Source organism: Cellulomonas sp. PSBB021, assembly GCF_002240455.1.
In the GTDB taxonomy this organism is placed as follows: domain Bacteria; phylum Actinomycetota; class Actinomycetes; order Actinomycetales; family Cellulomonadaceae; genus Cellulomonas; species Cellulomonas uda.
Window position 1 is genome coordinate 3183393 of record NZ_CP021430.1, and the last position, 17217, is coordinate 3200609.

A 17217-nucleotide genomic window follows, 5' to 3' on the forward strand; every position below is an offset into this window, starting at 1 on the left:
GAGCCCGCACGTGACCGGCCCGCGCGTGTCTGACGCCGCGGTCCCCGGCGCGCCCGAGGAGCGCGGGCTGCCGTTCGACGCCCTCGTGCTCGCCGGCGGCGCCGCGCGGCGGTTGGGCGGCCAGCGGCCCGGGGACGTGAAGCCGGGGCTCGTCGTCGGAGGGCTGGCCCTGGTGGACCACGCGCTCGCGGCGGTCGCGGACGCGCGGCGGCGGGTGCTGGTCGCGCCCCTGCAGCTCGCGCGCCCGGGTGTCCCGACGACCCTCGAGGACCCGCCGCTGGGTGGTCCCGTCGCGGGTCTGGCCGCGGGGCTGACGCTGCTCGCGACGCTGGGCGGGGACCCGGCCGAGGTCGTCGTCGTGCTCGCGTGCGACGTCCCGCGCGCCGGCGAGGTGGTGGCCGCGCTCGTCGCGGCCGCCGCACGGGCCGGTGTCGACGGCGCCCGGCTGGTGGACGACGAGGGAGCCCCCCAGCACCTCGTCGCGGCGTACCGGCGGGCGGCGCTCGACGCAGCGGTCGTCGCGCTGGGGGCGGGGGTGCGCGGGGCGTCCGTGCGGCGGCTCGTCGGCGGTCTCACGCTCGTCGACGTGCCGGACCCCGGCGGTGTCGGGGCGGACGCGGACACGTGGCCGTCCGTCCGCGCCCTGTCCGCCGCGCTCACGCGGGCCCCGCGCACGCAGCCACCTCGGGACGCCCCCGCACGCCCCGGGGGTGGGACGATCGGGGCGGAGCACGTCGCCGACCACCCGGCCGACGACCCCCGCGATCATCCAGCCGACCAGGGACGGAGCCCGTCATGACCGATCCTCGCCGCGCCCCCGGGGCCGACCTGCCGCAGTGGGTCGAGCACCTCACGTCCCGCCTGGGGGTGGATCCCGCGCTCGTCGACGTGGACCGTCTGCTCGAGCTGTCGAGCGGGGTCGCGCACTCGGTGGCGCGTCCGGCCGTCCCGGTGTCGATGTTCGTCGCGGGCCTCGCCGCCGCGGGCCGTTCGCCCGACGAGATCGCGGCCCTGCTCGCCGACGTCGACTCGGCCGCCGCGGCGTGGGGTGCGCCGTGATCACGGTCCGCTACTTCGCGGCCGCCGCCGAGGCCGCGGGTGTCGACTCGGAGCAGGTCCCGGCCGGCTCGGGCGCGGCGGTGCGCGCAGACCTGCTGACCCGCCACCCGGCGCTCGCGCCGGTCCTCGACCGGTGCGCGCTGCTCGCCGACGGTCGCCGCCTGGAGGCGTCCGACGAGGTGGCCGGGGGAGCCACGCTCGACGTCCTGCCCCCGTTCGCGGGCGGCTGAGGTAAGGGCACGGCGCAGGGGCCGCCTGCTGGATCTTCGTGCCTCGACGACTTGCAGGCGCGAGGAGCCGCAAACCCGGAGTTCCGCTCGCGCGGCTCCGCCCTTAGCCTTGGCGCATGCCTTCGACCCAGAGGTTCGACATCACGCGTGTCAAGCTCAAGCACTATAGAAGCATTGGGGAGTGTGACGTAAAGCTCGAGCCTCTCACAATTCTCGTTGGACCGAATGGCTCCGGAAAGTCGAACTTTGTAGACAGTCTGCGGTTGGTCAGTCAGGCGCTCGATGAGAACTTGGATAATGCCTTGCGCGAAAGGGGTGGGGCTGCCGAGGTTCGCCGGCGCTCAAACGGCCATCCGACTCACTTCATGATCGATCTGACATTCAGGTCTGCGGAGTACTCCGGGAACTACATGTTCCAGATCGGGGCGAGTCAAGGTGGAGAGTATCGGGTATCGCGCGAGATCTGCCGGGTCCGTCCGGCTTCGGCGATGGCGGATGGCGACCACTGGTACGAAGTCCGTGACGGCAAGGTGGTCGAATCCTCGTACGAGGCTGTCATGCCGCCTGCCTCAGACGACCGCTTGTACCTGGTCAACGCATCGGCACTCCCACATTTCAGAGGTGTTTTCGACGGGCTGAGCGACGTCAATGTCTACAACCTGAATCCGGGCGTGATGCGTGCGCCGCAGCGTCCCGATGCGGGCGACTTGCTACGGCGGGACGGTGCGAACATTGCGTCAGTTCTAGAGCACCTGCAGAGAAATGACCCTGCGACGAAGCTCAAGATCGAGGAGTACCTCCAGCTGGTCGTGCCAGGCACGGCTAGCGCCAGCCGCGTGAGCTACGGCGCGTACGAGAGCATCGCCTTCCGGCAAAAGGTCGCAGGACGGAAGGACGCCTGGACCTTTCCGGCGACGTCGATGAGTGACGGAACCTTGAGGGCGCTCGGGGTTCTAGTGGCGCTCTTCTCCCGAGGCAACCACGGATACAGTCCGATTGGTATTGAGGAGCCCGAGACGGCGCTTCATCCCGCGGCGGCGGGCTTGCTACTCGAGGCACTGCAAATGGCGAGTGCGGATCGGCAGGTGATCGCGACCAGTCATAGTCCCGAACTTCTAGACTCCACCGACCTGCGTCCCGACAACATTCTCGCGGTACGAGCGGACGCTGGTGTCACAACGATCGGACGTGTGGACGACGTGACAGCCAGGTCGATAGAGAGCCGAGAGTTCACGGCTGGTGAGTTGTTGCGGGTCGATCAGCTCCAGCCCGGCGAGGCGTTCTCACAGCCGGGGCTGTTCGCGTGAGCGGCGTGGTCATCGCCTCGGTGGTCGAGGGCCACGGAGAGGTGCAGGGCCTGCCGGTACTCCTGCGGAGGATCGCCGCCGAGCGGCACGACTGCAACGCACTCGTCAGCAAGCCGCATCGAGTTCCGAGAGGCAAGATGACACACCGGCCGACCGAACTCCAGGCCGCGGTTCGACTGCAGGCGGCCAGGCTGCCCGACGGTGGGGTCCTTCTCGTGCTCGCGGACAGTGACGATGACGAACCTGCGCAGTTGGCCGACGACCTCAAGCAGACGGTTGACGGTGCGGCCGTCGGTGCGCGGGTCGCAGTCGCGGTCGCAGTCAAGGAATACGAAGCCTGGTTCCTTGCTGGCGTGCAGTCGCTTCGGTCGCACCGATCGGTGCTGGACGATGCTGCCTACGCAGGCGATCCCGAGCTGCCGAGGAGCCCCAAGGACAAATTGGCAGCCTTGATGGTGGAGCCGTACGGATCGGTTCGCCATCAGCCAGCTTTCAATGCCCTCCTTGACATTGATGCGGCTGCCGAGCGCAGTCCATCCTTCCGACGGTTCCTTGGCGCGATCGATGCGGCGATCGCGGACGCGCTGAGGGCATAGGCGGGGCGGCTGGGTCAGCCGCCGATCGCGCTCATGGGCCGGCGCGGCTGCAGGAACGTCGGGTCGTCGATGTCGTGACCGGCCTTCTTGCCGGCCAGGCATGCGTGGAACGCGGCGGCGAGTCCTTCGTCGACCGCCTCCGCGGGCTCGTCGGACCGCAGCACCTCGCGCGTGTCGACCTCGGCCTGCGAGAACAGGCACGCGCGCAGCTGGCCGTCCGCGGTGAGGCGCAGCCGGTCGCACGCGCCGCAGAACGGCGCGGTGACGGACGCGATGACGCCGACCGTGGCCGGCCCGCCGTCGACGGTCCACAGCTCGGCGGGCGCGGCCCCGCGGCCGGGCACCTCGTCGAGCCGGAACGCGCCGCGCAGCCGCTCGAGGATCTCGGCCTGCGTGACCATGACGTGCCGGTCCCACGTGTGCCCGCCGTCGAGCGGCATCTGCTCGATGAACCGCATCTGGTAGCCGCGCTCCACGGCGAACCGGGTGAGCGCGACCACCTCGTCGTCGTTGACGCCGCGCATCGCGACCGCGTTGATCTTGACGGGGTGCAGCCCGGCGGCGTCGGCCGCCGCGATGCCCGCGAGCGTCTCGACGAGCTTGTCGCGGCGCGTGAGCTCGAGGAACCGCGCGCGGTCGAGCGTGTCGAGGCTGACGTTGACGCGGCGCAGGCCCGCGTCGCGCAGGGGAGCGGCCAGCGCGGGCAGGCGCAGCCCGTTGGTGGTGAGCGAGACCTCGACGGGCGCGCCGTCGGGCGTGGTCATCGCGGCGAGCCGGCGCACGACGTCGACCACGTCGACCCGCAGCAGCGGCTCTCCGCCGGTCAGCCGGATCTCGCGGATCCCGAGTGCGACGCCCACGCGCGCGACGCGCACGATCTCGTCGGTCGAGAGCATCGTCGAGCGTGCGAGCCACGGGACGCCCTCGGCGGGCATGCAGTACGTGCAGCGCAGCGAGCAGCGGTCGGTCAGCGAGATGCGCAGGTCGTGGTGCGCGCGGCCGAACCGGTCGACGAGCTGCCCGCGCGTCGTCGTCGCGCCGCTCGCGCCGGACCCGCCGGTCACAGCCCGACCCAATGGTGCGTGCCGTTCGCGAGCAGCTCGCGCTTCCACACCGGCAGCTCGGCCTTGACGGTCTCGACGAGCCGGCGGCACGCGTCGAACGCCTCGGCCCGGTGCGCCGCGGCGACGGCGACGACGATCGCCGCCTCGCCCACGCGCAGGTGCCCGACCCGGTGGCTGACCGCGACGCCGAGCACGTCGTCGTCCGCCGCGACGTCGTCGGCGATCCGTCGCAGCACGGCCTCGGCGTCCGGGTGCGCGCTGTACTCGAGCCCGACGACCTCGCCGGTCACCGACGGGTCGTGGTCGCGGACCAGCCCGACGAACGTCGCGACCGCCCCCACGCGCGGGCTCTGCACATGTTCCACGTGAAACAGCAGGTCAAGAGGCTCGTCGCAGATCCGCGTGATCATGCGTGATCACCTCCGCCCACCTGGCTCAGCAGGTGCGGCAGGAGCGGTGCGAGCACCGCGAGCCCCTCGCGCACACCGCCCGGGGAGCCGGGCAGGTTGACCACGACGACGCCCGCGTCCGTCACGCCCGCGAGCCCCCGGCCGAGCACCGCGGTGGGGACGTCCGACGAGCGCCGCAGCAGCTCCGGGATGCCGGGCAGCTCCTTGGCGAGGAGCGGGCGCGTGCCCTCGGGCGTCTCGTCACGCGGCCCGACGCCCGTGCCGCCCGACGTCACGACGAGGCGTGCGCCGCGCGCCATCGCGTCCTCGACCGCGCCGCGCACCGACGCCGCACCGTCCGGCACGACGACCGCGTCCGGTACCGCGAACCCCGCGTCGCGCAGCGCGGCGACGGCCGCGGGGCCCGACCGGTCCTCGCGCGCGCCCGCCGCGCTCCGGTCCGAGACCACGACCACCGCGGCCCGCACGGGAGCCGTCGCAGCGGGGGCGGACGCATCGGCGCTCGTCGTGCTCGGCCCCTGCGGGTGCTGGCTCACCGCGCCAGGCTAACCACGACTCCTCCGCAATTGCCCACCGTCTCGCCGTGGAAACCCCCCGCCTGTGATCCCGGTGCCGCCGACGGTGGGGGAGACGTTGGGGGAGACGGTGGGGGAGACGGTGGGGGAGCCGGTAGCCTGGGGCGGTAGGTCAACTGAACATGCTGCTCGAACCGAGGCGGGAGAGTCCCGCGCAGCGGGCGCCGAAGGAGCAACCCTCCCCGGGAATCTCTCAGGCCCCTGTACCGCCACGGCGAGGCAACTCTGGAAAGCGGCCGTCCCACCACGGGACGGCCCACCGACGGTGCAAGCCGGCGCGCCCCGGGCTGGGACCAGCCATGGCGGACCGGCAAAACTCTCAGGTCGTCGTACGCGGCGGATGACAGAGCGGGGAGCCCACCGCCCGTCCCGGCCGACGCCGGGCGACCCCCGGAGCAGCCCGTGTCGAAGACCACGCCCCACTCGGCCCCCACCGGCCCGGCCCCCGCCGCGCTCGACTTCTCCGACCGTCACGTCGGTCCCCGCCGCGGCGCGGAGACGGACGCGATGCTCGCGGTCGTCGGCTACGAGCGGATCGAGGACCTGATCGACGCGGCGGTGCCCGCGTCGATCCGCACGGGTCGTCCGCTCGCGCTGCCCGAGGCGCAGGGCGAGGCCGAGGTGCAGGCGGCACTGCGCGAGATCGCGGGCAGGAACCAGGTGCTGCGCCCGATGATCGGCCAGGGCTACTACGGCACGACGACGCCGCCGGTGATCCGCCGCAACGTGCTCGAGTCGCCGGCCTGGTACACCGCGTACACGCCGTACCAGCCCGAGATCAGCCAGGGCCGCCTGGAGGCGCTGCTGAACTTCCAGACGATGGTCGAGGACCTCACCGGGCTGCCCGTGGCGAACGCCAGCCTGCTCGACGAGGCCACCGCGGTCGCGGAGGCAGTCGCGCTGATGTGGCGCGCGCAGCGCGGCAAGGCGGGCACGGTCGTGCTCGACGACCAGCTGTTCGGGCAGTCGCTCGCGGTGACGGTCGGCCGCGCGGAGGCGATCGGCCTGCCCGTGGTGGTGGCCGACCTGTCGCAGGGGCTGCCGCAGGTCGAGGGTGACCTCATCGGGCTCGTCGTGCAGCAGGTCGCGGCGTCCGGCGAGGTCCGGGACCTGCGGGACGTGATCGCGGCGACGAAGGAGCGCGGCGGCCTGGTGACGGTCGCGGCGGACCTGCTCGCGCTCACGCTGCTCACCTCGCCGGGGACGCTCGGCGCGGACGTCGCGGTCGGCTCGGCGCAGCGGTTCGGCGTCCCGCTGTTCGGCGGCGGCCCGCACGCCGCGTTCATGGCGGTGCGCTCGGGCCTCGAGCGGATGCTGCCCGGCCGGCTCGTCGGGGTGTCGGTCGACGCGGACGGCGCGCCCGCGTACCGCCTCGCGCTGCAGACGCGTGAGCAGCACATCCGCCGTGAGAAGGCGACGAGCAACATCTGCACCGCGCAGGCGCTGCTCGCGATCGTCGCGTCGATGTACGCGGTCCACCACGGCCCCGACGGCCTGCGCGCCATCGCGTCCCGCGTGCACGGCCACGCGGCGACGCTCGCCGCGCGCCTGCGCGACCTGGGCGTCGAGGTCGAGCACGAGGTCGTCTTCGACACGGTGCGCACGGTCGTCCCGGGCCGTGCGGCGGACGTCGTCGCCGCCGGCGTGCGCCAGGGCGTCAACCTGTGGGCGCCGGACGGGGACCACGTGCAGGCGAGCGTCGACGAGACCACCGGCGACGACGACGTGCTGGCCGTGGTCCTGGCGTTCGTCGCGGCCGGGGTGACGGACGCGCCGTCCGGCGGTCACGACGAGCAGTGGACGTCGCCCAGCGGGTCGTTCACGGTCCGCGGCGAGGCGTTCGCGTACGGCCCGATGGCCGCCCCGACGGCCCTCCCGGACTGGGCCGTGCGCACCGACGAGTACCTCACGCACCCGGTGTTCCACCTGTACCGCTCCGAGACGGCGATGCTGCGCTACCTGCGTCGCCTCTCGGACCAGGACCTCGCGCTGGACCGCACGATGATCCCGCTGGGCTCGTGCACCATGAAGCTCAACGCGACCGCCGAGATGGAGCCCATCTCCTGGCCGCAGTTCGCGGACGTGCACCCCTACGCGCCGGCGGACCAGACGCAGGGCTACGCCGAGCTCGTGACGCAGCTGCAGGACTGGCTCGCGGAGATCACCGGGTACGCGGCGGTGTCGGTGCAGCCGAACGGCGGGTCGCAGGGCGAGTTCGCCGGGCTGCTCGCGATCAAGGCGTACCACCGTGACCGCGGTGAGGCGCAGCGCGACGTCTGCCTCATCCCGGCGTCCGCGCACGGCACGAACGCGGCGTCGGCGGCGCTCGCGGGCCTGCGCGTGGTCGTCGTCGCGACGGCCGAGGACGGCGAGATCCTGCTCGACGACCTGCGCGCGAAGCTCGAGGAGCACGGCCCGCGGGTCGCCGCGATCATGATCACGTACCCGTCCACGCACGGCGTGTACGAGGAGCACGTGCGCCAGGTGTGCGACCTCGTGCACGACGCGGGCGGCCAGGTCTACATCGACGGCGCCAACCTCAACGCGCTCGTCGGCCTGGCCCGCCCGGGCGAGATGGGTGGCGACGTGAGCCACCTCAACCTGCACAAGACGTTCTGCATCCCGCACGGCGGCGGCGGCCCGGGCGTGGGTCCCGTCGCGGTCGCGGCGCACCTCGCGCCGTACCTGCCGGGCGACCCGACGACGAGCCCGCGCACGCCCGACGCGGCGGCGCACGCGTCGCACGTGCCGGCCGTCTCCGCGGCGCCGTGGGGCTCGGCGGGCATCCTGCCCATCTCGTGGGCGTACGTCGCGCTCATGGGTCCCGACGGGCTGCGCCGCGCGACCGAGGTCGCGGTGCTCGCCGCGAACTACCTCGCGACGCGCCTGCGTGAGCACTTCCCGGTGCTCTACACGGGCCCGAACGGGCTGGTCGCGCACGAGTGCATCCTCGACCTGCGCGAGATCACCAGGCGCACGGGCGTGACCGCGGAGGACGTCGCGAAGCGGCTCATGGACTACGGGTTCCACGCGCCGACGCTCGCGTTCCCCGTGCCGGGCACGCTCATGGTCGAGCCGACCGAGAGCGAGGACCTGGCCGAGCTCGACCGGTTCGTCGACGCGATGGTCGCGATCCGCGCCGAGATCGACGAGGTCGCCGCCGGCACGTGGCCGCTCGAGGACTCGCCGCTGCGGCACGCGCCGCACACCGCGCAGTCCGTGAGCGCCGACGGGTGGACGCACGCGTACTCCCGCGAGCGCGCCGCGTTCCCGCTGGCGAGCCTGCGCCGCGGCAAGTACTGGCCGCCCGTGCGCCGCATCGACGGCGCGCGCGGGGACCGCAACCTGGTCTGCTCGTGCCCGCCCGTCGAGGCGTTCGCCGAGTGAGCCACCCGACCACCTCACCCGCACGACGAGAGGACCGAGCATGAGCGACCAGGCGCGGCCGTCCCCGCTGCACGACGAGCACGTCGCGCTGGGCGCGGCGCTCACCGACTTCGCCGGGTGGCAGATGCCGCTGCGGTACGGCTCGGACGTCGCCGAGCACACCGCGGTGCGCACCGCCGCGGGCCTGTTCGACCTGTCGCACATGGGCGAGCTGGAGGTCGAGGGTCCGGGTGCGGGCGATGCGCTCGACCGCGCGCTCGTCGGCAACCTCACGGCGCTCGAGCCGGGCCGCGCGCGCTACACGATGATCTGCCAGGCCGACGGGGGCGTCCTCGACGACCTCGTCGTGTACCGGCACCCGAACGACGAGCGTGGCCGCCGCTACCTCGTCGTCGCGAACGCGACGAACGTGGACGTCGTGCGCGACGCGCTCGCCGAGCGGTTCGCGGGGCGCGACGACGTGACGCTCACGGACCGGTCCGAGCAGACCGCGCTCGTCGCGGTGCAGGGGCCCCGGGCGCAGGAGATCGTCGTCGGCCTCGTCGCGGACCCCGCCGAGGCGGACGCGGTGGCCGCGCTGCGGTACTACGCGTCGGTGCCCGCGCGCGTCGCGGGGCTCGACGCGCTCGTCGCACGGACCGGGTACACGGGCGAGGACGGCTTCGAGCTGTTCGTCCCCGCCGGCGACGCGCCGACGCTGTGGCGTGCGCTGCTCGACGCGGGCTCGCCGCTGGGCCTGGTGCCCGCGGGCCTGTCCGCACGCGACTCGCTGCGCCTCGAGGCCGGCATGCCCCTGTACGGCAACGAGCTCGACACCACGACCACGCCGCACGACGCGGGCCTGGGCCGCGTGGTCAAGCTCGACAAGGTCGACGCCGCGGGCGAGCCGCTGCCCTTCGTCGGGCGCGAGGCGCTCGAGTCCCGCGCGCACGCCGTCCCGGCCCGCACGCTCGTCGGGCTGCAGGGACTGTCGCGCCGCGCGGCCCGGCACGGCTACCCGGTGGTCACGGCGACCGGCGCGGTCGTCGGGACCGTGACGTCGGGCGCCCCGTCGCCCACGCTCGGCCACCCCGTCGCGATGGCGTACGTGACGCCCGAGGTGTCCGCCGAGGGCACGGAGCTCGCGGTCGACGTCCGCGGCCGGCACGAGCCGGTGCGCGTCGTGCCTCTTCCCTTCTACCGTCGTCCCCGGTAGACCTCACCTAGCGACACCAGAGCGGAGCACCCTCATGACCGACCTGCCCGGCGACCTCAAGTACACCCTCGAGCACGAGTGGCTCACCGACGGCGCACCCGCGACCGTCGGCATCACGTCCGTGGCGGCCGAGGCGCTCGGCGACATCGTCTACCTCGAGCTCCCGGCGGTCGGCGAGTCGATCGCCGCAGGCACCGTGATCGGCGAGATCGAGTCGACGAAGTCCGTGTCCGAGCTGTTCTCGCCCGTGACCGGCACGGTCGTCGAGGTGAACACCGCCGCCGTCGACGACCCGTCCGTCGTCAACTCCGACCCGTTCGGCGCGGGCTGGCTGATCAAGGTCGACGTCGCCGAGGCCGGTCCGCTGCTCACCGCGGAGGAGTACGCCGCGCACGCGGCGGGCTGATCGGGCCGCCGGTCGGGAGGACCCTCCGGCGGGTGTTCACAGGGCGTCCGGGGCGCGCAGCCGTCGAAGCGGTTGCGCCCCGGCGGCGCGAGGGCCGAACGGGTGAAAGCCGAGCGGCCCACGGGGACCGGGTGTATCAGGCCGACGGTTCCGCGTTCATTGTGGGCACAGCAGGACGACCGTGGGGTGCGGAACACGGTGAGAAGAAGTCGGACGAAACGGCGTCATAGTCGTGCGTCTGCACGCTCTCATCCTCCGAACGCCCCGCGGCACCCGGTCCAGGACCGGGGCCGTGCACCGATCGGAGGACAGAATGAGCATGCTCGAGACCACCGCCCCCCTCACGGGTGCGGAGACTCTCACCCGGCGTGAGCGCGTCGTGCTCGCGGAGCTCGCCGAGGACGTCACTCTCGAGGAGATCGCGACCCGCCTCTTCGTGACCCGCAACACCGTCAAGTCGCAGGTCCGCAGCGTCTACCGCAAGATCGGCGTCTCGACGCGGTCCGAGGCGGTCTCGTGGGCGGTGGCGCACGGCATCCGCTGAGACCCGCACCCGTACCGCGCCGCTCGAGGACGAACGGCAGTCCCCGCCGCTGAGCGGGCACCCGACCGGCTCGCCCTGACGAGGGCGGGCCGTCGTCGTGTGCGGGACCGCCCGGGGCGCTCCTGGCAGACTCGCCGCATGGCTCCCGTGCTCGTCGTCGCCGCCGCGATCGTCGACGACCTCGACAACCCGTACGCGCTGCTCGCGGCGCGCCGCGCGACCCCCGCGAGCCTCGCCGGCCGCTGGGAGTTCCCCGGCGGCAAGGTCGACGTCGGCGAGAGCCCGGTGCAGGCGCTGCACCGTGAGCTGCGCGAGGAGCTGGGCGTGCGCGTCACGCTCGGCGACGAGGTCGTCGGCCCCGACGAGGGTGCGTGGCGGCTGTCCGAGACGTACGCGATGCGCCTGTGGTTCGCGGAGGTGAGCGCCGGGACGCCCGAGCCGCTCGTCGAGCACGACGAGCTGCGGTGGCTGCCGCGTGCGCACTGGCTCGACGTGCCGTGGCTCGACGCCGACGTGCGGATCGTCGAGCACCTCGTCGGCGCGCGTCTGCCCTGAGCGAACCTCGCTTAGCACTCGGTCGGCGAGAGTGCTAGAACAGTGTCGTAGCCCACCGGGCCGCGCGCCCGGTACGTACCCGAGGCGCCGGGTGGTCCGGCACCTCGCTGCGAAGGAGGTGAGGGTATGGCTACTCGTACCGACCCGTTCCGGGAGATGGACCGACTCCTGACGTCCGTCCTGAACGCCGACCGGACCGCCGCGCTCTCGCAGGCGATGCCCGTCGACCTGTACCGCTCGGGCGACCACTACGTCCTGCACGTCGACCTGCCGGGCGCCGACCCGGGCACCATCGACGTCAACGTCGAGGACCGCACGCTGACCATCCGCGCGCAGCGCTCGCCGCGCACCGACGAGGACGTGCAGTGGCTCGCCAAGGAGCGCCCGTCCGGCACCTACGCGCGCCAGCTGACGCTCGGCCGCGGGCTCGCGCTCGACGCGATCAGCGCGACCTACACCGACGGCGTCCTCACGCTGACCATCCCGGTCGCCCAGGAGGCCAAGCCGCGGCGCATCGAGGTGCAGCACGGCACCACCGCCCCGACGCCGGAGATCACCTCCGCGTCGGCCTGACCGGCCACCCTCCACGACCGTCCTGTGACCGGCCCGCGCACGACCGCGCGGGCCGGTCGCGCGCGTGCGACCTCAGACGGGCAGGCTCCGCGCCACGCGCTCGACCGCCTCGGTGAGGACCGCGCGCGACGTCGCGAAGTTGAGCCGCGCGAAGCCCGCGCCCGGGCGTCCGAACGTCGGGCCCGCGTTCAGCGCGACGCGCGCGTCCGCCAGCAGGCGTGCCGCCGGGTCCTCCTCGCCCGGGAGCTGCTCGCGCAGGTCCAGCCACGCGAAGTACGTCGCCGCGCCCGGGGTCCACCGCGTGCGCGGCAGCCGCGAGTCGAGCTGCGCGCCCAGGTGCGCACGCGAGTCCCGCAACGACTCCAGGAGCGCGTCCAGCCAGCCGTCGCCGTGCGTGAGCGCCGTGGTGTGCGCCAGGACCGGTACGTGCCCGACCTCGGACGAGACCAGCTCGGGCAGGCGGGCCAGATCCGCCACGGCGTCCGGGCCCGGCACGGCCAGCGCCGCCTTCAGGCCCGCGAGGTGGAACGCCTTGGACGCCGAGTGCACCGCGACCGCGCCGGGGATCACCGTCGTCGCCGACACGAACCGCACGTCCGCGTCGAGCACCAGCGGGGCGTGCACCTCGTCGGACACCACCCGCACGCCGTGCCGCGCCGCGAGCTCGCCGACCGCGCGCAGCTCGTCGGGGCGTGCACCGTGCCCGTCGGGTTCTGCGGGTGGCACAGCAGGTACGCCGCCGACCGGCCGCCCGCCCGCGCCCGGCCGAACGCCTCGTCGAGCGCCGCGAGGTCGAGGCGACCGTCCGCGCCCAGGTCCGCACGCTCCACCGCGCGGCCCGTGCGCCGCACGAACGCCCGGAACGGCGGGTACACCGGCGGGTTGATGACGACCACGCCGTCGTCGTCCGTGAGCAGCCGCACCAGCTCCGAGACGCCCTGCATGACGTCCGGCACCAGGGCCGTCGTCGCCGGGTCCGGCGCCCAGCCCCAGCGGCGCTCCGCGAAGCCCGCGAACGCCTCCTGGTACGGCCGCCCGGCCGGGTAGCCCGTGTCGCCGCGCCGCAGCGCGTGGGTCACCGCCGCCACCACCGGCTCGCACACGCGCACGTCCATCTCCGCGACGAACAGCGGCAGCACGTCGGGCGGGTAGCGGCGCCACTTCTGGCTGGTGCGGGTCCGCAGCTCCTCGAGCGACACGTCGAACAGGCTCACCCCCCGGACGTTACCCACCGTCCGACGTGGTCGCGATCGCCCTGGTCGCGGCCCGCGTCCAGCACGCGCGGGCTCGGGTCGGGACGACGAACGGGTCGGCCCGGGGCTGGGCCGACCCGTTCGCGGGGTGTCTCAGAGCGTGGCGCGGACCGCCTGGGTCGCCACGAGCATGTGCTCCAGGCTCGGCGTGGTCTCCTCGTACCGGCGCGTCTTGAGCCCGCAGTCCGGGTTGACCCACAGCTGGTCGAGCGCGATGGCCTTGACCGCACCCGTCAGCAGCTCGGTGATCTCCTCGACCGACGGCACGCGCGGCGAGTGGATGTCGTACACGCCCGGGCCCACCGCGCGCGGGTAGCCCGCCGCCGCGATGTCCTCGACGATCTCCATCTTCGAACGCGCCGCCTCGATGGACGTGACGTCCGCGTCCAGACCGTCGATCGCACCCATGATCTGGCCGAACTCCGAGTAGCACAGGTGCGTGTGGATCTGGGTGTCCGGACGCACGCCCGACGTCGCGAGCCGGAACGAGCGCACCGACCAGTCGAGGTAGTCCGCGTGGTCCGCCGCGCGCAGCGGCAGCAACTCGCGCAGCGCCGGCTCGTCGACCTGGATCACCGCGATGCCCGCGGCCTCGAGGTCCGTGATCTCGTCGCGCAGCGCGAGGGCCACCTGGTTCGCGGTCTCGCGCAGCGGCTGGTCGTCGCGCACGAAGCTCCACGCGAGGATCGTCACCGGGCCCGTGAGCATGCCCTTGACCGGCTTGCTCGTGAGCGACTGCGTGTACGTCGTCCAGTCGACCGTGATCGGCTTCGGCCGCGACACGTCGCCCCACAGGATCGACGGGCGCGTGCAGCGCGAGCCGTACGACTGCACCCAGCCGTTCTCCGTGACCGCGAAGCCGTCGAGGTTCTCCGCGAAGTACTGCACCATGTCGTTGCGCTCCGGCTCGCCGTGCACCAGCACGTCCAGACCGATGCGCTCCTGCAGCTCCACGACGCGGCGGATCTCCGCCTTCATCTCCTCGACGTACTGCTCGTCGGTCAGCTCGCCCTTGCCGTGCGCCGCGCGGGCCTTGCGGATCTCGGGCGTCTGCGGGAACGAGCCGATGGTGGTCGTCGGCAGCGGCGGGAGGTTCAGTCGCTGCGCCTGGGCCTCCTTGCGCTCGTCGAACGAGCCGCGCGCGAACGCGTCGTCGGACAGGCCGCCCGTGCGCTCGCGCACCTCGGGACGCACCACCCCCGGCGCGCTGCGGCGCGACGCGACCGCGTCGGACGCCTCGAGCAGCTGCTCGTGGATCGCCTCGCGGCCCTCGGACAGGCCCTCCGCGAGGGTGACGACCTCCGCGACCTTCTGGTCCGCGAACGCGAGCCACGAGCGCAGCGTCGGGTCCAGGTTCGGCTCGTCCGCCGTGTCGTGCGGCACGTGGAACAGCGACGTCGACGTGCCGACCGCGACCGCGCCCGCACCGATGACCTCGAGCTGCTCGAGCACCTGCAGCTTGGCGTCGAGGTCCGCGCGCCAGATGTTGTGACCGTCGACGACGCCCGCGACGAGCGTCTTCGACTCCAGGCCCGGCACCGCCTCGGTGGGCGCCGTGCCCTTGACCAGGTCCAGCCCGATCGCCTCGACGTCGGTGCCCGCGAGGACCGGCAGCGCGGCGCCCAGGTCCCCGTACGGGGCGGCGACGAACAGCGCGGGACGCTGCGGGCGCGCGAGCTCGGTCGCGAGCACGCGGTACGCGTCCGCGGTCGCCGCGAGCAGACGCTCGACCGGCACGTCGATGCTCTCCGAGACGAGCGCGGGCTCGTCGAGCTGCACCCACGTGGCCCCCGCCGCCGCGAGGTCGCGCAGCAGGTCCGCGTACACCGGCAGCAGGTCGTGCAGCCGGTCGATCGGCGCGAAGTCCGCGGGCGCACCCTCGGTCGCCTTCGCGAGCGCCAGGTACGTGACCGGGCCGACGATCACCGGGCGGGTCAGGACGCCGTCGGCGAGCGCCTCGACGAACTCCGCGACCGGGCGCGTGCCGACGTACGAGAACGTCGTCTCCGGGCCGATCTCCGGGACGAGGTAGTGGTAGTTGGTGTCGAACCACTTGGTCATCTCGAGCGGCAGGTCGTCGCCACGGCCGCGCGCGACCGTCGAGTACGCCGCGAGGTCGAGCGTGCCGTCCTCACCGACGAGGTCCGCGAAGCGCGCGGGGATCGCGCCGACGACCGCGGTCGCGTCGAGCACCTGGTCGTAGAAGGAGAACGCGCTCGGGATCGCGGCCGTGTCCTTCGGCAGGCCGAGCTCGACGAGGCGCTCGCGCGTCCGGCGGCGCAGCGCCGCGGCGGTCGCCTCGACCTCGTCGGCCGTGGACCTCCCGGCCCAGAAGGCCTCCACGGCCTTCTTGAGCTCGCGGCGCGGCCCGATGCGCGGGTAGCCGAGCACGGAGCCGGTCGGGAACTGCGGGGTCTCGCTCATGGGGTCCAGCCTTCGTGTCGTGGTGGTGCGGGGTTCGGGGGACGTGGGCGCCGACCTCAGCGGGTCGAGCCGTCCAGCTGCGCGCCCTCGAGCAGGTCGAGCGCGGCCTCGTGCTTGTTGTACGTGTAGAGGTGCACGCCGGGTGCGCCGCCGTCGAGGACGCCCTTGACGAGGTCGACACCCGCGCGGGTGCCGATGCGGTGCGCCGCCGACGCGTCGTCCGCGGAGCCGAGCGCATCGAGCAGGTCGCGCGGCACCGGGACACCCGTGAGCTCCTGCGTGCGCAGCAGCCGGGCCGGGTCGGTCAACGGGATGATCCCGGGGATGATCGGGATGACCACGCCCGCTGCGCGCGCCTCGGCCACCAGGCCCAGGTACGACTCGGCGTCGTAGAACACCTGCGTGATCGCGAAGTCCGCACCCGCCTCCTGCTTGGCGAGCAGCGACGCGACGTCCTGCGCGCGCGTGCCGCCCGTCGCCGCGTTGCCGCGCGGGAACGCGGCGACCGCGACCGACAGCGGCCGCACCCGCGCACGCACGGCCTGCGCCGGGCTCGCACCGCAGCGGCGGGACTCGATGTCCCGCAGCAGACCGACGAGCGCGCTCGCGGTCTCCAGGCCGTCCGGGTGGGCCTGCCAGTCGGCCTGGCCCGCGGGGGGGTCGCCGCGCAGCGCCAGGAACGAGCGCACGCCCTCGTCGAGGAACTCCTCGACGATCGTCGTGATCTCGTCGCGGCTCGTGCCCACGCACGTGAGGTGCGCGATCGGGGACAGCGACGTCTCGCGCAGCAGCCGCGAGACGAACGCGCGCGACGTCTCGCGCGTCCTGCCCGAGGCGCCGTACGTGACCGAGACGAAGTCCGGGTGCACGGCCTCGAGCTGGCGCACGGTCTCCCACAGGCGCGGCGCGGCCTGCGGGTTGCGCGGCGGGAAGAACTCGAACGAGAGCGTCGGGCGGTCGAGCGTGCCGAGCGGTCGCGGGTCGGCGGCCACGTGCGCGCCGGTCGGGACGCCGGGGCGCGCCGCGCTGCTCGCACCGTCGGCGCGCGCGTCGTCGAGCCGCGGCTGCGCCGCGGGCGGGTTCACGGTCGCCGCGCTCACGCCGGCGGGCCGTTCAGACACTGGGTCTGCGACATGTCCACTCCATCGGTCCTGGCGGAAGCACCCACACCCTCGTCGCGGAGGGGGGTTGCTGCGGCGTCGACGAGCCAGGTCTCTCGGCCGCTCTGGATGGTTGCCGTGATCGTAGGCCGGAAGCCCACATGCTGACCACGACTTCTCACGTTGCGAGACGGGCGGGCCGCCCAGCGGACGCGTCGCCGGAGACACGCAGATCAGGCGGGGAGGAGGCTCCGCGGGTCAGGCCAGCGGACGCGGGCGCTGGTGCGGGATCTCGCCCCACGGCTGGGTGCCCGTCACCGTCGACAGCAGACCGGCCTCGACCGCCTGCAGGACCTGCGCGTCCGGCGGGACCGACCCGCCCAGCGCCTCCCGCGCACCGCGGACGGCGTCCAGGCCGCCGTCGTGGTCGGGCATGTCGGTCATGCGCAGGACTGTAACCGCCGCGCACGATCAGGCGAAGTCCCCACGGCCGGATCACCCGAGGGGAGCACGTCCCGGGGTCCTCCGAGCGGGCGGCA

General features: G+C 73.6%; 17 protein-coding genes, 1 pseudogene and 2 riboswitches. Of the genes and pseudogenes, 11 read left to right on the forward strand and 7 right to left on the reverse strand.

What is annotated here, in order from left to right:
- Positions 1 to 10: 10 nt before the first annotated feature.
- The 5 genes from CBP52_RS14615 to CBP52_RS14635 all read left to right on the forward strand — a co-directional run bounded on the left by CBP52_RS14615 (position 11) and on the right by CBP52_RS14635 (position 3192).
- A complete protein-coding gene (locus CBP52_RS14615; RefSeq protein ID WP_232514514.1) occupies positions 11 to 799 on the forward strand; it encodes a molybdenum cofactor guanylyltransferase in 789 nt (262 codons plus the stop codon).
- Positions 796 to 1059 (forward strand): DUF6457 domain-containing protein, encoded by a 264-nt coding sequence (locus CBP52_RS14620; RefSeq protein WP_094181569.1) that lies wholly within the window; start codon positions 796 to 798, stop codon positions 1057 to 1059. The genes CBP52_RS14615 and CBP52_RS14620 overlap by 4 nt, the downstream gene beginning before the upstream one ends.
- Positions 1056 to 1289: a MoaD/ThiS family protein gene (locus CBP52_RS14625; RefSeq protein WP_094182417.1), complete on the forward strand. Its 234-nt coding sequence runs from the start codon at positions 1056 to 1058 to the stop codon at positions 1287 to 1289. The genes CBP52_RS14620 and CBP52_RS14625 overlap by 4 nt, the downstream gene beginning before the upstream one ends.
- A gap of 116 nt (positions 1290 to 1405) precedes the next feature.
- Positions 1406 to 2596: an AAA family ATPase gene (locus CBP52_RS14630; protein WP_094181570.1), complete on the forward strand. Its 1191-nt coding sequence runs from the start codon at positions 1406 to 1408 to the stop codon at positions 2594 to 2596.
- Entirely contained in the window at positions 2593 to 3192 is a 600-nt protein-coding gene (locus CBP52_RS14635) for a DUF4276 family protein (protein ID WP_094181571.1), read from the forward strand. The genes CBP52_RS14630 and CBP52_RS14635 overlap by 4 nt, the downstream gene beginning before the upstream one ends.
- Before the next feature lie 14 nt (positions 3193 to 3206).
- Here CBP52_RS14635 and moaA read toward each other — a convergent pair whose 3' ends face one another.
- Genes moaA through CBP52_RS14650 form a run of 3 tightly spaced genes read right to left on the reverse strand, consistent with a single transcriptional unit; the run spans position 3207 to position 5133 of the window.
- Positions 3207 to 4256: a GTP 3',8-cyclase MoaA gene (moaA, locus tag CBP52_RS14640; RefSeq protein ID WP_094181572.1), complete on the reverse strand. Its 1050-nt coding sequence runs from the start codon at positions 4254 to 4256 to the stop codon at positions 3207 to 3209.
- Positions 4253 to 4666 (reverse strand): molybdenum cofactor biosynthesis protein MoaE, encoded by a 414-nt coding sequence (locus CBP52_RS14645; RefSeq protein ID WP_094181573.1) that lies wholly within the window; start codon positions 4664 to 4666, stop codon positions 4253 to 4255. Before CBP52_RS14645 ends, moaA begins: the two co-directional genes overlap by 4 nt.
- Positions 4663 to 5133: a molybdenum cofactor biosynthesis protein B gene (locus CBP52_RS14650; protein ID WP_094181574.1), complete on the reverse strand. Its 471-nt coding sequence runs from the start codon at positions 5131 to 5133 to the stop codon at positions 4663 to 4665. Before CBP52_RS14650 ends, CBP52_RS14645 begins: the two co-directional genes overlap by 4 nt.
- 238 nt (positions 5134 to 5371) lie before the next feature.
- Positions 5372 to 5460, forward strand: a riboswitch (glycine riboswitch).
- A gap of 183 nt (positions 5461 to 5643) precedes the next feature.
- Between CBP52_RS14650 and gcvP the strand changes: the two genes are divergently transcribed.
- The 6 genes from gcvP (at position 5644) to CBP52_RS14680 (ending at position 11901) form a co-directional block, all read left to right on the forward strand.
- A complete protein-coding gene (gcvP, locus tag CBP52_RS14655) occupies positions 5644 to 8628 on the forward strand; it encodes an aminomethyl-transferring glycine dehydrogenase (protein WP_094181575.1) in 2985 nt (994 codons plus the stop codon).
- Positions 8629 to 8668: 40 nt separating this feature from the next.
- The gene (gene gcvT, locus CBP52_RS14660) at positions 8669 to 9823 is read left to right on the forward strand and encodes a glycine cleavage system aminomethyltransferase GcvT (RefSeq protein ID WP_094181576.1); all 1155 of its coding nucleotides are present in this window, start codon (positions 8669 to 8671) and stop codon (positions 9821 to 9823) included.
- 34 nt (positions 9824 to 9857) lie between these two features.
- Positions 9858 to 10229 carry a glycine cleavage system protein GcvH gene (gene gcvH, locus CBP52_RS14665; protein ID WP_094181577.1) on the forward strand — a complete coding sequence of 124 codons (372 nt, stop codon included), beginning with the start codon at positions 9858 to 9860 and terminating at the stop codon, positions 10227 to 10229.
- A gap of 313 nt (positions 10230 to 10542) precedes the next feature.
- Positions 10543 to 10773, forward strand: a complete 231-nt coding sequence (locus CBP52_RS14670; RefSeq protein WP_094181578.1) for a helix-turn-helix transcriptional regulator — start codon at positions 10543 to 10545, stop codon at positions 10771 to 10773.
- A 138-nt stretch (positions 10774 to 10911) separates the two neighbouring features.
- A complete protein-coding gene (locus tag CBP52_RS14675) occupies positions 10912 to 11328 on the forward strand; it encodes a (deoxy)nucleoside triphosphate pyrophosphohydrolase (RefSeq protein WP_094181579.1) in 417 nt (138 codons plus the stop codon).
- A 126-nt stretch (positions 11329 to 11454) separates the two neighbouring features.
- The gene (locus tag CBP52_RS14680; RefSeq protein ID WP_094181580.1) at positions 11455 to 11901 is read left to right on the forward strand and encodes an Hsp20/alpha crystallin family protein; all 447 of its coding nucleotides are present in this window, start codon (positions 11455 to 11457) and stop codon (positions 11899 to 11901) included.
- Positions 11902 to 11973: 72 nt separating this feature from the next.
- On the opposite strand, the pseudogene CBP52_RS14685 reads toward CBP52_RS14680, so the two are convergent.
- From CBP52_RS14685 to CBP52_RS14700, 4 genes and pseudogenes are all read right to left on the reverse strand, one after another.
- Positions 11974 to 13016: pseudogene (locus tag CBP52_RS14685) on the reverse strand (MalY/PatB family protein).
- 231 nt (positions 13017 to 13247) lie between these two features.
- The gene (metE, locus tag CBP52_RS14690) at positions 13248 to 15578 is read right to left on the reverse strand and encodes a 5-methyltetrahydropteroyltriglutamate--homocysteine S-methyltransferase (protein WP_094181581.1); all 2331 of its coding nucleotides are present in this window, start codon (positions 15576 to 15578) and stop codon (positions 13248 to 13250) included.
- Between the two features lie 56 nt (positions 15579 to 15634).
- Positions 15635 to 16678 carry a methylenetetrahydrofolate reductase gene (locus CBP52_RS14695; protein WP_369826232.1) on the reverse strand — a complete coding sequence of 348 codons (1044 nt, stop codon included), beginning with the start codon at positions 16676 to 16678 and terminating at the stop codon, positions 15635 to 15637.
- 39 nt (positions 16679 to 16717) lie between these two features.
- Positions 16718 to 16814, reverse strand: a riboswitch (SAM riboswitch).
- Positions 16815 to 16936: 122 nt separating this feature from the next.
- Positions 16937 to 17122: a hypothetical protein gene (locus CBP52_RS14700; RefSeq protein WP_094181582.1), complete on the reverse strand. Its 186-nt coding sequence runs from the start codon at positions 17120 to 17122 to the stop codon at positions 16937 to 16939.
- Between the last annotated feature and the right edge of the window lie 95 nt (positions 17123 to 17217).

Bases quoted from the DNA above. Each gene is read 5' to 3' on its own strand.
- CBP52_RS14645 (WP_094181573.1), bottom strand. From the start codon at position 4,666: ATGATCACGCGGATCTGCGACGAGCCTCTTGACCTGCTGTTTCACGTG.
- metE (WP_094181581.1), bottom strand. From the start codon at position 15,578: ATGAGCGAGACCCCGCAGTTCCCGACCGGCTCCGTGCTCGGCTACCCG.
- CBP52_RS14675 (WP_094181579.1), top strand. From the start codon at position 10,912: ATGGCTCCCGTGCTCGTCGTCGCCGCCGCGATCGTCGACGACCTCGAC.
- CBP52_RS14670 (WP_094181578.1), top strand. From the start codon at position 10,543: ATGAGCATGCTCGAGACCACCGCCCCCCTCACGGGTGCGGAGACTCTC.
- CBP52_RS14630 (WP_094181570.1), top strand. From the start codon at position 1,406: ATGCCTTCGACCCAGAGGTTCGACATCACGCGTGTCAAGCTCAAGCAC.
- CBP52_RS14620 (WP_094181569.1), top strand. From the start codon at position 796: ATGACCGATCCTCGCCGCGCCCCCGGGGCCGACCTGCCGCAGTGGGTC.
- CBP52_RS14700 (WP_094181582.1), bottom strand. From the start codon at position 17,122: ATGACCGACATGCCCGACCACGACGGCGGCCTGGACGCCGTCCGCGGT.
- gcvT (WP_094181576.1), top strand. From the start codon at position 8,669: ATGAGCGACCAGGCGCGGCCGTCCCCGCTGCACGACGAGCACGTCGCG.
- gcvH (WP_094181577.1), top strand. From the start codon at position 9,858: ATGACCGACCTGCCCGGCGACCTCAAGTACACCCTCGAGCACGAGTGG.
- CBP52_RS14680 (WP_094181580.1), top strand. From the start codon at position 11,455: ATGGCTACTCGTACCGACCCGTTCCGGGAGATGGACCGACTCCTGACG.